This is a genomic window from Streptomyces auratus, assembly GCF_050433025.1.
Lineage (GTDB): Bacteria > Actinomycetota > Actinomycetes > Streptomycetales > Streptomycetaceae > Streptomyces > Streptomyces sioyaensis.
The window spans coordinates 2,988,683-3,001,159 of record NZ_JBNGCB010000003.1; the positions used below are offsets into that span (position 1 = coordinate 2,988,683).

11 protein-coding genes are annotated in these 12,477 nt (G+C 71.0%); 4 read left to right on the forward strand and 7 right to left on the reverse strand.

What is annotated here, in order from left to right; all coding sequences use genetic code 11:
* Positions 1-42: 42 nt before the first annotated feature.
* From BKA18_RS32790 to BKA18_RS32800, 3 genes are all read right to left on the reverse strand, one after another.
* Positions 43-1,344, reverse strand: a complete 1,302-nt coding sequence (locus tag BKA18_RS32790; RefSeq protein WP_366046459.1) for an NAD(P)/FAD-dependent oxidoreductase — start codon at positions 1,342-1,344, stop codon at positions 43-45.
* 342 nt (positions 1,345-1,686) lie between these two features.
* Complete coding sequence (locus tag BKA18_RS32795) at positions 1,687-2,169, reverse strand: DUF5709 domain-containing protein (protein WP_006601785.1); 483 nt, start codon at positions 2,167-2,169, stop codon at positions 1,687-1,689.
* Between the two features lie 121 nt (positions 2,170-2,290).
* A complete protein-coding gene (locus tag BKA18_RS32800) occupies positions 2,291-2,707 on the reverse strand; it encodes a DUF2795 domain-containing protein (RefSeq protein ID WP_093487135.1) in 417 nt (138 codons plus the stop codon).
* A 308-nt stretch (positions 2,708-3,015) separates the two neighbouring features.
* On the opposite strand from BKA18_RS32800, the gene BKA18_RS32805 reads away from it, so the two are divergent.
* On the forward strand, positions 3,016-4,107 hold the full coding sequence (locus tag BKA18_RS32805; RefSeq protein ID WP_366046380.1) for a baeRF2 domain-containing protein: 1,092 nt from the start codon (positions 3,016-3,018) through the stop codon (positions 4,105-4,107).
* A 107-nt stretch (positions 4,108-4,214) separates the two neighbouring features.
* Here BKA18_RS32805 and uriT read toward each other — a convergent pair whose 3' ends face one another.
* The gene (gene uriT, locus BKA18_RS32810; protein WP_366046381.1) at positions 4,215-5,654 is read right to left on the reverse strand and encodes a uridine transporter UriT; all 1,440 of its coding nucleotides are present in this window, start codon (positions 5,652-5,654) and stop codon (positions 4,215-4,217) included.
* A complete protein-coding gene (uriH, locus tag BKA18_RS32815; RefSeq protein ID WP_366046382.1) occupies positions 5,651-6,598 on the reverse strand; it encodes a uridine-preferring nucleoside hydrolase UriH in 948 nt (315 codons plus the stop codon). The genes uriT and uriH overlap by 4 nt, the downstream gene beginning before the upstream one ends.
* A 357-nt stretch (positions 6,599-6,955) precedes the next feature.
* On the opposite strand from uriH, the gene BKA18_RS32820 reads away from it, so the two are divergent.
* The 3 genes from BKA18_RS32820 (at position 6,956) to BKA18_RS32830 (ending at position 9,957) form a co-directional block, all read left to right on the forward strand.
* Positions 6,956-7,975, forward strand: coding sequence for a LacI family DNA-binding transcriptional regulator (locus BKA18_RS32820; RefSeq protein ID WP_366046383.1), 1,020 nt, complete (start codon positions 6,956-6,958; stop codon positions 7,973-7,975).
* A gap of 345 nt (positions 7,976-8,320) precedes the next feature.
* Positions 8,321-8,839 carry a lytic polysaccharide monooxygenase auxiliary activity family 9 protein gene (locus tag BKA18_RS32825; protein ID WP_366046384.1) on the forward strand — a complete coding sequence of 173 codons (519 nt, stop codon included), beginning with the start codon at positions 8,321-8,323 and terminating at the stop codon, positions 8,837-8,839.
* 170 nt (positions 8,840-9,009) lie between these two features.
* Entirely contained in the window at positions 9,010-9,957 is a 948-nt protein-coding gene (locus BKA18_RS32830) for a hypothetical protein (RefSeq protein ID WP_366046460.1), read from the forward strand.
* A 272-nt stretch (positions 9,958-10,229) separates the two neighbouring features.
* Here the strand turns inward: BKA18_RS32830 and BKA18_RS32835 are convergent, their stop codons facing one another.
* Both BKA18_RS32835 and BKA18_RS32840 read right to left on the reverse strand, forming a co-directional pair.
* The gene (locus BKA18_RS32835) at positions 10,230-10,655 is read right to left on the reverse strand and encodes a DUF779 domain-containing protein (protein ID WP_366046385.1); all 426 of its coding nucleotides are present in this window, start codon (positions 10,653-10,655) and stop codon (positions 10,230-10,232) included.
* Positions 10,656-10,919: 264 nt separating this feature from the next.
* Complete coding sequence (locus BKA18_RS32840; protein WP_366046386.1) at positions 10,920-12,467, reverse strand: ABC transporter substrate-binding protein; 1,548 nt, start codon at positions 12,465-12,467, stop codon at positions 10,920-10,922.
* Positions 12,468-12,477 lie beyond the last annotated feature (10 nt).

The following is a 12,477-nucleotide window of genomic DNA, read 5'->3' on the forward strand; positions in this document are numbered from 1 at the left end:
GTGATGCGGACACCGTGCCGCGCCCCTCCGGGCCCGCGCCCCTCACGCCGTCGGGCCGCCCGGTACGCGGGCCACCTCGGGAGATTCGGTGTCCAGCGGCACCGACCAGGAGCTGACCAGACCCAGCTGGACGCCCTGCCGCGGCAGGACCGCGTCCAGCAGCCAGTCGGCGGCCACCCGCACGCGGTTGTCCGGCATCGCCATCAGGTGGTAGCCGCGGGTGACCAGGCCGGCGAGCGGTCCGGAGAGCGGGACGTGCAGGGGGTTGGCCGCGGCCTGGAGCCCGCCCAGGTCGACCATGAACCCCAGGTCGTGGTGCCGATAGGCGCGCGGCGCGCCCCGGCCGCAGGATGCCGCCACATTGCGCGCCGCGACCTTGCCCTGCCGCTGGGCGTGCTGGGCCGTCATCGGTGTCACTTCACCGGGCCGGGTCAGGTCCGGGACGGCCGCGGCGTCACCGCAGGCGAACACCCCTGGCCGGCCGGGCACGTTCAGGAATTCATCGACGCACAGCCGCCCCTTGTCGGTGGGCAGTCCCAGGGAGTCGACCAGCGGGTCGGGCCGTACGCCCACACACCAGATCAGGGAACGGCTGGCGACGAACTCGCCGTCGTCGAGCAGCACTCCGTCCTGGGTCGCTTCCTTGACGGAGGTGCCGGTACGGACGTCGACGCCCTGGGCGCGCAGCACCCGCTCGGCGGTGCGCGACAGCCGCTCGTCGAGCTCGGGCAGCAATCGGTCGGCGATGTCCAGCAGCAGCCAGCGGGGGCGGGGGCCGTCTCGCAGTCCGGTGTTCTGCCGGGCCAGCGCATCGGTGAACCGCACGCCCTGGGCGGTGACTTCGGTGCCGGTGTACCCGGCGCCCACCACCACGAAGGTGGTCCTGGCGGACCGCTCCGCCGCGTCCTCGGTCGCACCGGCGAGCTCGATCTGCCGGGTGATGTGGTCGCGGAGGAAGAGCGCTTCGGGCATTCCGCGGAAGCCGTGGGCGTGCTCGGCGACGCCGGGTACGGGCAGCAGCTTGTTGACGCTGCCGACGGTCAGGACGAGCCGGTCGTAGGGCAGGGAGCCCTTCCGCTCCTCGGGGTCGGTGTAGTGCACCTGACGGGCCTCGAAGTCCACGTCATGGGCCGCTCCGAGGACGAGCCGGACGCCCGGGAGGGTCCCGGTGAGCGACACCGAGATCCGGCGGGGTTCCAGGATTCCGGTCGCCACTTCCGGCAGAAGTGGCACGTACAGAAAGTAGTCGTTGGGGTTGAGGAGAACGATCTCGGCGGCTCCCTTGGCCTGCCGGGAGAGCGTGCGGGCACATTCGTAGCCGGCGAATCCGGCTCCGACGATCACGATCCGAGGACGACGTCGATTCACGTGGGCTCCTGCGGTCGAGGATGGTGCGCACGGTGCGCCGGGCGGCCGCGTCGGGTCCGTGACGAGCCGGCGGCTCGCGCCTTTGCACCGGCGGGGGTCGGTGCCCTTCCGGCTTTCCGGCATGCGGCCGGGTACACATGGATGCCCGCTGTTCTCATTCTGGCGGGACCGGAGGCCGGGCGGCTCGTTGAGGGAGGGGCGTGGGGCCCGCGCTCTACGGCGTATGGGCGCCGGAGGGCGCTACGCGGCAGCGCGCCGTAAGCCCCACGGGTTCGCGCATCCTGCGGGTCCTGCGGGCCATGACCCATCGGACCGGCCCTAACCCTCGCCGCCCCCGCCGTCCCCCGCATTGTCCCGGGCGATATGCACCGCCGCCTCCTCCGCCGAGGCGGCCCCGCCGTCGATGCCCACGTCGCGGGCGGCGATGTCATTGCTGCCACCGCGCCAGAATCCCTCGTCGGAGCCCACGAGCCGGCCGGCCCGCTCCTCGCCGCATTCGAGATCCGTCGGTTCTCCCACCCCGCCCGGCAGATCACCGATCCCGTCGCCGTCGGGTGCGCAGACGTCCGGCACCTCCACCGCCAGCCGGTGGTCGAGCGTCTCGCGGTCGTGCAGCTCCCGTGCGGTGGTCCCGTCGTGATTCACCACGAAGGGCCGCTCCGGGGGCGAATAGCCGGTATCCAGCGTCGCATCGAGGTCCGGCTCGTCCAGGGCGTCTTCCATGTCGAGTTCGTTGGGGTTGTCCTGGGGATCGGACCTGGGCGGCTGATAGACCTCATCGCCCATCGTCTCGTCGGACATAACCGCCCTCCCTCTTCCCGTCCACTGGCCCGGCCGCGGGGTGCGGCAGGTGCCGATACCACCAATTGTCCGCCTCCCGGCGCCCGGCGGCAGCGCCAGGAGGCACAAACCGGCCCCGGCCTCAGGACCGCCAGTGTTCCGTGGCGATCCCGACGGCTTCCGCGATGCTCTGCACATTGCCGAACCGCTCGTGTGCGGGCAGCCGCTCGGCCATCGTGACCAGCCGGTCCGGGGCGTTGTTGCGCCGGAGGGTCTCGATGATCGCGTTCCGGTCGGCCGGATACAGGCTCCGCCCGAGGTGCCGGGCGAATTCGGAGCGCAGTCCGACGTCCTCCTCGGTCATCCCCCTCGGTGTGCCGCCCCGGAAGTCGCTTTCGGGGGACCACGCCGCCACCGGCTGGTCCTCGCCGGCCGGCTGGAGTTCATGCTCCTCCTCCAGCCACAGGGAGCGCTCCGCCGTCATTTGCCCCCGCAGTTGCCGCTTCATCACGTCGTCCCGGGCGGGGCCGGTCTTGTCGGTTCCGTGTTCCATGACCATGGGTGCCTCCGGCTCTACGGGTCGTACAGACCCGACGTGTTCCTCCCAGTTTCCCTGGTCCCCCAGCCCTAACAACCCGGCAGCGGCCGTTTCAACCATGCACACGGAAATGGCCGGAACGGGCACGGAACGTGATTGCAGAGGCATATGCCGGCAATGCATATGCCTTTCCGGAACGGGAATTCGTAGGACAGCCGGCTGCTTACCGGCGAATGCCGGCCGCGTACGGATGCGGGCCGCCCACCGACGACCACGCATTGCGCCACAGGAGAATCCGCGGAATCCGAGGAAGCCAAGGAGGCAGTGCCATGCACATCTCGCTCCTGCAACCGGTCATCGACCGGCCCGGCCCCTGGGCGTCCGTCTATGCCGATGTCTCGCACGGCACCGAGGACACCGCAAAACAACAGGAGTTGACGGCAAGTGCCACCACGGCGCAGTTGTTCGCCCTCGGCGCGGACGAGGCCACCTGTGGTGCGGTGCACGAGGCCCTGCTCACCCGCCGTGGCGAGCCCGGAACGCATGCCGGGCGGGCGCTGTTCGCCGCCCACGGATCCATCGTCCTCGACACGCCGCTTCCCGGCCCTCCTGCCGTCCCCTTCGCGGCCTGGGGGCCGGTGCCCCGGGTCACTCCCTTGCTGGCGGCGATCGGCGACGACCCCGTCTGCCTCGTGGTCCGCCTGGACCGTACGGGAGCGGACTTCGCCGTAGTCGGCGAGCGGGGCGGTGGGGCGGAACGGGGCGACGCCCGCGCCGCCGGGGAACGGTCCGAACGGCACGTCCGGACCGCGGCGGACCACACCGTGGAACAGAACGCCGAGGAGATCGCCGACGCGGTACGCAAGGAGTTCGAGAGCAGTGGCGCCGAGGTCGTCGTCCTGGTCGGTGAGGCGCACGAACGCCGGCTGGTGCACGGCAAACTGCCGGAACCGCTGCGCGCCCTGACCTACGAGAGCGAACACGGCGGGCGGGCGCCAGGTGCCGAGCGCGACCTGGTGGAACGGGACATCGCCCAGGTCAGGGCCGCCCAGGAAAGCGACCACATCGCGCAGGTGGCGGAGCGCTTCCGCGCGGGTACCGGCTCCGGCGGCAAGCACGCGAAAGCGCACTCCGCGGCCGGTCTCCCCGCGCTGGTCGAGGCGGCCCGGGAACACCGGATCGACACCCTGCTGGTCAGTCCGCACGGCGCGGACAGCGCACGGCAGGTCTGGGTGGGCTCCGATGTCGACCAACTCGCCGTCCACGGAATGGAGTTGCCGAATCTGGGCGAGCTGCGTCCGGCTGCCGCCCGGGCGGACGACGCCCTGGTACGGTCGGCGGCCGCGCACGGCGCCGACATCGTGGTGGTCCATGACCCCGAACGGGCACCGGCCGGCGGCCTCGGCGCCATCCTGCGCTGAACGGACGCTGAACGGACGCTGATCGGACGAGGCGTCGCGCCACCGACATGCGACCGCCCGCCGACCGGAAACCGGTCGGCGGGCGGCGTGTTGAGCGGCTTTGCTACCTAGCTCTGTGCCTCCGCCGTCACCGGCTTCGGGATCAGGAAGGACGTGGCGATGGCTGCGGCCAGGATGGCCACGCCCGCGATCATGCCCGCGGTGTAGCCGCCGGACGACGCCGGATCCGTCGGCGTGGCCGCCGTCTTGACGGCGTAGAGCACCGCAAAGCTCAGCCCCGCGCCGAGGTTGAACGCACCCGCGTTCAGGCCGGGCAGAAAGCCGGGGTTCTCGGCGGGGGAGAGGACGATGCCCAGCCCGTTGAGGACGATGTTCGCCACGCCCGCGTAGGCGATGCCCACCAGGATGGACGTCACCAGCAGCAGGAGCTGCGAGTGGCTGTGCATCGTGAGCAGCATCAGCACGACCGTCGCCACCGAACCGGCCAGTCCCAGCCGCAGCACCCGGCCGTAACCGAAGGTGGCGGCGAGCCGGCCGGCCAGCGGACCCATGGCCAGTCCGGCGAGCGCGTACGGGGACAGCGTCCACCAGGCGGACTGCTCGGCGCTCATCCCGAGGCCGGCCCGGGCGTCCTGGGCGAAGGCCGGGATCAGGCCGTTCATGACGGCGAAGACGCCGGTCATGGTGAGCACGGTGGTCAGCAGGGTCGCCCAGGTCGCCCGCTGCTTGAGGTGCCGGGTGGCGACCAGCGGGTGGCCGCTGTGGTTCTCGGTTCGCCAGAAGAGGGCGAAGGCGGCCGCGGCGACCACGAGAAGGACGGCGATCAGCGGCCAGTCGGCGGCGGCGAGCTTGCCCGCTTCGTTGAGCGCGATCAGCAGCGAGCCGACCGAGATCACCAGCAGCGCGACACCGGGCCAGTCCATCCGGCCGGCGACGGGCGCCTTGGACTCGGGGGTGAGCGTGGCGACCAGGACGGTGGCCACGGCCGCGACCGCCGCCATCGCCCAGAAGACCGAGCCGAAGCCGTGCCGGTCGGCGAGGTAGCCGCCCGCGAGCGAGTCGACCCCGGCGATACCGCCGTTGACCGCGGTGATCACGCCGAGCAGGGTGCCGTAGCGCTTGGGCTCCTGCACCTCCACCCGCAGCATGATCAGACACAGCGGGACGACCGGACCGCTGACGCCCTGGATGATGCGCCCGGCGAACAGCATCGGCACGCTGCTCGCCAGCGCCGCGACGACACAGCCGACGACCATCAGGCCGAGCATTCCGGCCAGCACCCGGCGGCGGCCGATGACATCGCCCAGCCGCGGGAGGAACAGCGAGAACAGCGCCGCCGAGGTGAAGAACGCCGTCTGGGTCAGCCCGATCTCCGCCGAGCTGGCGCCGAGGGAGTCCTCGATGTTCTTCAGCGCGGGGCTGAGCATGCTGGCGTTGAGCTGGAAGGCGAAGCAGGCCGCGAGCAGCGCGGTGACCAGCACGCCTATACGGACACCGGAGCCGCCGGCCGTCGCCCCGGCGGGGCGCCGAGAGGTGGAAATGCTCATGCCTCGACGTCACCGATCCGCTCGAGCGCGTCCACGACGAGGTTCCAGAACCGCTCGTGGTCGAGCTCGACCGCGACCTGGGTGGTGCAGTCGGCCGGGGCGGGCGCACGGAAGTCCGTCACGGTCATCCCGACCGTCAGCGCGCCGCGCAGCTCGATGTCCACCGGGGCCTTGCGTACGGTCATCACGTCGGGGTCGATGACGTAGGCGACCGCGCACGGGTCGTGCACCGGCGGGTGGTCGAAGCCCTGGTTCTCGCGGTAGGCCTCGCGGAAGAAGTCCAGGAGTTCCCCGACGAACCTGGCCGGGCGGGTGCCCACCGCGGCGATCCTGGCGTCGACCTCGGGGGTCGCCAGCGCCTGGTGGGTCAGATCGAGCCCGACCATGGTGACCGGCCAGCGCTCGTTGAAGACGATGTGCGCGGCCTCGGGGTCGATGATGATGTTGAACTCGGCGACCGCGCTCCAGTTGCCCTCGTGGTAGCCGCCGCCCATCAGCACGACCTCGCGGACCCGCTCGGCGATCCGCGGCTCCTTGCGCACGGCCAGCGCGATGTTGGTCAGGCCGGCGGTCGGGACGATGGTGATCTCACCGGGCTCGTGGGACATCACCGTGTCGATGATCAGGTCCACGGCGTGCCGGCCGTCCAGCTCGAAGGCCGGCTCGGGCAGGTCCGGGCCGTCCAGACCGGTCTCGCCATGGATGTCCGGCGCCGTCTCGATGGCCCGTACCAGCGGACGCGGGCAGCCGGCGGCGAAGGGGACGCCGGTGATCCCGGCGATCCGTGCCACGGACAGGGCGTTGCGGGTCACCTTCTCCAGCGTCTGGTTCCCGACCACGGTCGTCACGGCGACCAGCTCGACATCGGGATTGCCATGTGCCAGGAGCATGGCGATCGCATCGTCATGCCCCGGGTCGCAGTCGAGGATGATCTTTCTGGCCAACGGAAGAGCCCCTTTGCTCTGCTTGCTCGGCTGCGCGGAAAGGCAGCGCGGAGTGGTGGTGTGTGCGGGCCGACATGGGCTCCGGCGCACAGCGCGTCCGGCGGTCACCCCATGACGAGCCCGGGCGGGGGAGTCAGCCGGCGAGCGAGCAGCATGGGAAAACGTTCTCCGGAAACTTGGCCCATGGAGCTGCCGGTTGTCAACGGTTCAATCTCTGACCAACTACATGTTTTCTGGACGAAAGGAGGGCGGGATGACCAGGAGATCCCGCTCTCATGGGACAACGATTGCCAGAAGTTCAAGGGGGCGTATGCTCCCTCCGATTCGGACGGGCCGGACGAAGGGAGCCGAGAGGCGGTGGCCGAAGTCACGCTGAGGGAGGTCGCGCTGGCCTCGGGCTGCTCCATCGCCACGGTCTCCCGCGTCCTGGCCGGCACCCGCCCGGTCGGTGCCGAGACCGCACGCACCGTCCGCGCCGCGGCCGAGCGCCTGGGCTACCGGCCCAACCACGTGGCCCGCGCCCTGCGCAGCCGCACCACCGGCACCGTCGGACTGGTCCTGCCGCAGATCACCAACCCGTTCTTCCCCTCCCTGGTCCGGGAGCTGGAACATGCCCTGCACGCCGAGGGCCGGGCCGTGCTCCTCGCCGACTGCGACGACGACCCGGTCATCGAGGCGGCCCGGATCGGCGCGTTCCTCGGCCGGCAGGTCGACGCCCTGCTCCTGATACCCGTCGACGAGCGGCGCAGCCGGGAGGCGGTGGCAGCCGCGGCCGCCCAGGTGCCCCTCGTACTGCTCGACCGCGGATGCGGCCCCGGCGTCGCCGACTCGGTGGCCGTCGACAACGCGGCCGGTATGGCACTGGTACTCGCTCACCTGGCGGCCACCGGCCGCCGCCGCCCCTGCTTCGTGGGCGCGGCCGGGACCGCATCGGCGGCCGTCGAGCGGCGCGCGGCGTACGAGGCGGGAGCCGCGGCCCTGGACCCCACCGCCCCCGGGCGGGTCGAGCTCGGCGACTTCTCGGTGGCCTGGGGCCGGGCCGCCGCCGACCGCATCTGGCCGTCCCGGCCGGACGCCCTGATCTGCGCCAACGACCTGATCGCGGCCGGTGCGCTGCAACGTCTGCGGCAGCTGGGCGCGGACGTGCCCGGGGAGGTCGCCGTCACCGGCTTCGACGACATCCCGCTCGCGGGCCTCGCCGACCCGGCGCTGACCACCGTCCGCCAGCCGGTCGGCGAACTCGCCGCCGAGGCCGCCCGCCTGCTGAGCCGGCGCCCGGCCGACGCGGACCCGGCGTCGCGGCGCATGGTCCGGCTCGCACCGCAGCTGGTGGTACGGGGGTCCAGCGCCCCGGCCGACGTCATCGCCGGGAGCTGACCGGGGCCGGCACGCGCCGCCTCGACCCCCGCTCGACAGCGGGGGTCGAGGCGTCCGCCCGAAAGTGGCTGACGCACCATCAAATTCGCTCCACGAATAGCCCGTTGGCGCTTCTTCTCCTGCGCACTCTCTCCACTACCGCACCCCTTGACCGTACTCGGTCACGCAGTAAAGTCTAGACCAATTGGTTACACCCTCGCGTCACCCATCCCCCCTCAACGAGGCCTCCCCGGGCGGACATTCGACGTTCGGCAGCGTCCCCCATCTGTCCTCCGTCATTCGGCGCCGTCGGCGGCGTCGGTCCGCAGTTCTCGCGTGGGCGGCCTCCCTCGCGAAAGGGTTGACATGCACAAGAAAAGAAGGCTGGCCCTGGCCATCGGTGCGGGCATCGCCCCGTTGCTCGTCGTCACCATGCCGGTCAGCCCGGCGAGCGCGCACGGTTATGTGTCCTCGCCGCCGAGCCGGCAGGCGCAGTGTGCGGCGGGCACCATCGAATGCGGTCCGATCAAGTGGGAGCCGCAGAGTGTCGAAGGCCCCAAGGGACTGACCAGTTGTAGCGGCGGCAACAGCCGCTTCGCCGAACTCGACGACGACGCCAAGGGCTGGCAGGTCACCCCGATCGGCCGTTCGCAGACCTTCAGCTGGCGACTGACCGCCCGTCATGCCACCAGTACCTGGCAGTACTTCGCCGGGGGCAAGAAGGTCGCCGAGTTCAACGACGGCGGTGCGCGGCCACCCGAGACGGTCTCGCACACCGTGGACTTCGGTGGCCTCACCGGACGGCAGAAGATCCTCGCGGTCTGGAACATCGCCGACACCGCGAACGCCTTCTACGCCTGCATCGACGTCACCATCGGCGGCTGACCCCGCCGCCCCTCCCACCCCTGTTCCCTCTCCCGTCCCCGTCACCTCGTCTCCCTGCGCCGGTCACAGCGGTGAGCAGTACCGGCGGCAGGGCGACGAGGCCGGCGCCGCAACCCGTTACGATCGGCCCATTCATGGCCGTTGAGCGTGGCCGCTGCCGGGAGGAAGAGATGGGCCTGTTCCGCCGAGGACCGAAGCGGGATTCCCGCGACCTGGCACGCGACGGGGAGTTCGGCTTCTTCTCCGAGCGCGAGGGCGGCCTCTTCAGATCACAGGTCCGGCAGGCCTTCGCCGAGCACGGGCTCGAAGTCACCGCGTACGCGGGCGTGGTCACCGACTCCGCGGGCCGGCAGTTCGGGTTGGGCAACCTCGCCGCGGTCTGCCACCGCGACCGGCGTGGTGAGCGCAGCTGGCCCGCGCTGATCCGGGACCACGTCGGCAAGGTGCTCCGTACGATGGACGGCCCGCAGCCGCTGGAGATCCTCAGCGAGGACGAGATCCGGGCCTGCCTCTACCCCCGTGTCGTCGCCCAGGAGACGCTGCCCGCCTCGGACTCCTTCCGCTACGGCCGGGCCCCGGCGCCGGGGCTGCGGGAGGTGCTCGCCCTCGATCTGCCCGAGGCGGTGCAGATGCTGAGCGAGGACTCGCTGACGGACTTCGGGGACGTGGCCGAGCTGCGGATCCGGGCGATGAACAATCTGCGGGCGCTGCCGGTCGAGGGGCATGAGACCGTGCGGCGCGGTGACGGCTCCGCGTTCGAGGTGCTGCTCGGCGACTCCTTCTTCACCGCGAGCCGGGTCCTGGTCCTGGACGAGCTGGTGGAGCGGCTCATGGGCACCGGGCTCACGCCGGACGGTGCGTTGGTCGCCATGCCCTTCCGGCACCAGCTGGCGTTCCACCGCATCCACGACACCCGGGTCATCCCGGCCTTGCAGGCCATGGCGCAGTTTGCGGCGGCCGGTCACGAGGATGCGGCGGGGGCCATCAGCCCCAGGGTGTTCTGGTGGCGCCGCGGGGTGATGACCCCGCTGAGCGAGCCGGACGGCAACGGGCTGCGGGTGGTGGCGGACGCGGAGTTCCAGGAGATGCTGGAACGGCTGGTGCAGCGGGAAAGCTGACCGGCGAGGGGGAGGCCGGGGACCGGTCGCCGCGTCCCCGATGCCCCGCCGGCCGTGCCCACTCGGCCGCGCACAGAATTTTCTTGCGAAATCTGCGCCCCGGGGGAACCTGCGCGGGCTCTCACCCGTTTAACGGGGTGAGGCCCCACGCTCTCCCCCGTGCGTGGGGCCTCACTCTGTCTCCCCGGGCTCGTCTCTCTGCTTCTGCGGGCGCTTCTGCGGGCGCTTCGCCCGGCGCCGACCCCCCGGCCGCCGGCCTGGTCCGGTCGGCCTCAGCCGCCGAGACGCTCCTGTTCCTCCTCGGTGAACAGCCGCGAGCGGATCAGGAAACGCACACCCTCCGGTGCCTCCAGGGAGAAGCCGCTGCCCCGCCCCGGTACGACGTCCACCGTCAGATGCGTGTGCCGCCAGCGCGCGAACTGGTCCGCCGACATCCAGAATTCCACCGGCTCCGGCACGCCCTCCACGGACAGCCGGGCCAGCAGCGCATCCGACGATCCCGTACGGAATTCCCCGGCCGGGTAGCACATGGGGGCGCTGCCGTCGCAGCAGCCGCCGGACTGGTGGAACATCAGCGGGCCGTGCTGAGCATGCAGCAGGCGCAGCAGTTCCGTCGCGGCCGCGGTGAGGGCGATGCGCGAGGCGCCCGCGTCGGCCGGGACGTCCGGAGCGGTCCTCGCCCGCTCGTCGGCGCCCATCAGAAGCGGCCCGACATCATGGTGAAGCTGCTGACCAGCGGATTCTTGCGCCGAGTTCGGTACATGTGCGGTCCCTCTCTTGCCCGGCTCCTACGGAGGTGTTGGCCCTGGACGGTGGGGTGGCCCTGAACGGTGGCGGTGGCGGTGGCGGTCCGGTCCGGAACCGGCCGGACTCTGGCTCCGGTCGCCCGGGGCACTGATGCAGTGAACGCCCTGCGAGGTTGCGAGGTGGTTGCATGCGGGGGCGGCGCCCGGTCCCGGCCGTCACGGCACCAGATAGGGCGGCTCGGGATCCTTGAGGGGATCGGGGAGTTGGATGACGGGAATCGGCTTGTTGTGCGGCCAGCCGTTGGACGCGTCGTCGAAGCTGAGCTCTCCGCTCGCCGCGGGGACGGTGCTCGCGTCGTGCAGATTGGTGAGTTCGTTGTAGACGTCCTGGACGTTGGGCGCCTCGCTGGCCGTCTGGCTGGTGACATTGCGGGTGGCCCACACCGCGGTCAGTACGGCGTCGTGGTGCATGATCGCGTATCCGTCGTCCATCACCGAGTCGTCGAACTTCAGATCCCGCAGGGCCTGGAGGAAGGGCTTGAAGCCGGCCGGGGCGTGGACGCCGCTGGTCCACTGGTCGGGACTCGTCGCCGAGGCGTCGACAATGGTGATCTTGTTGGCCTTGAGCAGCCCCCGCACCGACGAGCCCTGCGCGAACGTGCCGGTCGCCCCGGTCATGACCGTGATCGGCTTGTCGTGACCGCATTGGCTACGGGTGGACAGGGCACGGACGAAGTCGGCGAGATCGCGGTCGCGCCCGGCGTAGAAGATCACTTGCGCCTGGGTCAGACAGATGTTGTTGACGGCGCGTTGGAAGAGCTTCGGAATGCCGGCGGGTTTGGGCCCCGTCGTGCCGACGAACGAAGCGCGCCGCCGGCCGATGTAGTCGCCGAACTCGTCGTCGAACGCCTTGCGCAGGGTTTTGACGTAGTTGTCGTCCCGGCTGTCGAAGACGAGGTAGCCGCGGTGCTTCGCCAGCGGGGATCCGGTCAGGAAGCGGCGGAGCGCCTTGGCGTAGTCGACATTGGCCGGGGACACCTTGAACAGGCGTGGCGAGTTGAGATCGGTGGCGGTCAGCACCGCGCCGATCGCGGGGATCTTCAGCCGGCTGAGTTCGTCGGCCGCCGCCTGGGTCTCCGGGATGCTGACGCCCATACCCGTGACCGCGACCAGCGGATGCTCGCCCTCGGTCAGCTCGGACAGCTGCTTCACGACCGGCTGCCAATGGGTTTCGTCGCGGCCCTCGTTGGCCAGGACGAGTTCGATCTGCGGAGTCTTGCCCTGGATGCCGAGCGAGTGGGCCGCGGGCAGCTGAGGGCAGCCGTTCGCCCGGCACTGCGCGATGAAGGAGCCTTGCAGGCTGGTGAGTATTTCCTTCATGGGCAGCGCGCTGGTGTCGCTGTCCGTCAAGGGCGTCAGGACGGCGACCTTGACGTACGGGACGCGGCTCTTGCCCTTGTCGGGCTTCTCCCACTGCTGACGGACCCGTTGGTTCTCCTGCGCGATCCGGTCGATGATCCCCTTGAGCTGCGGATCGAAGGTGTACGCCGTCTTGTCCATGAGGCCGACGCACTCGCGCTGCGCGCCCTCGCCGACCCACTGCAGCCCGGGAACGCCCGCCGCGCAGCTGGTGTCCTCCTCGGCGGGCCAGAAGTACCACAGTCCGCCGGCGATGAGGAGGAGGGAGAGCGCCAGGGCGCCGATACCCAGCCACCCCTTCCACCACGGGGGGAGTGAGTCGGCCGGTTGCGGGGTCAGATGCATGGTGCCAGCT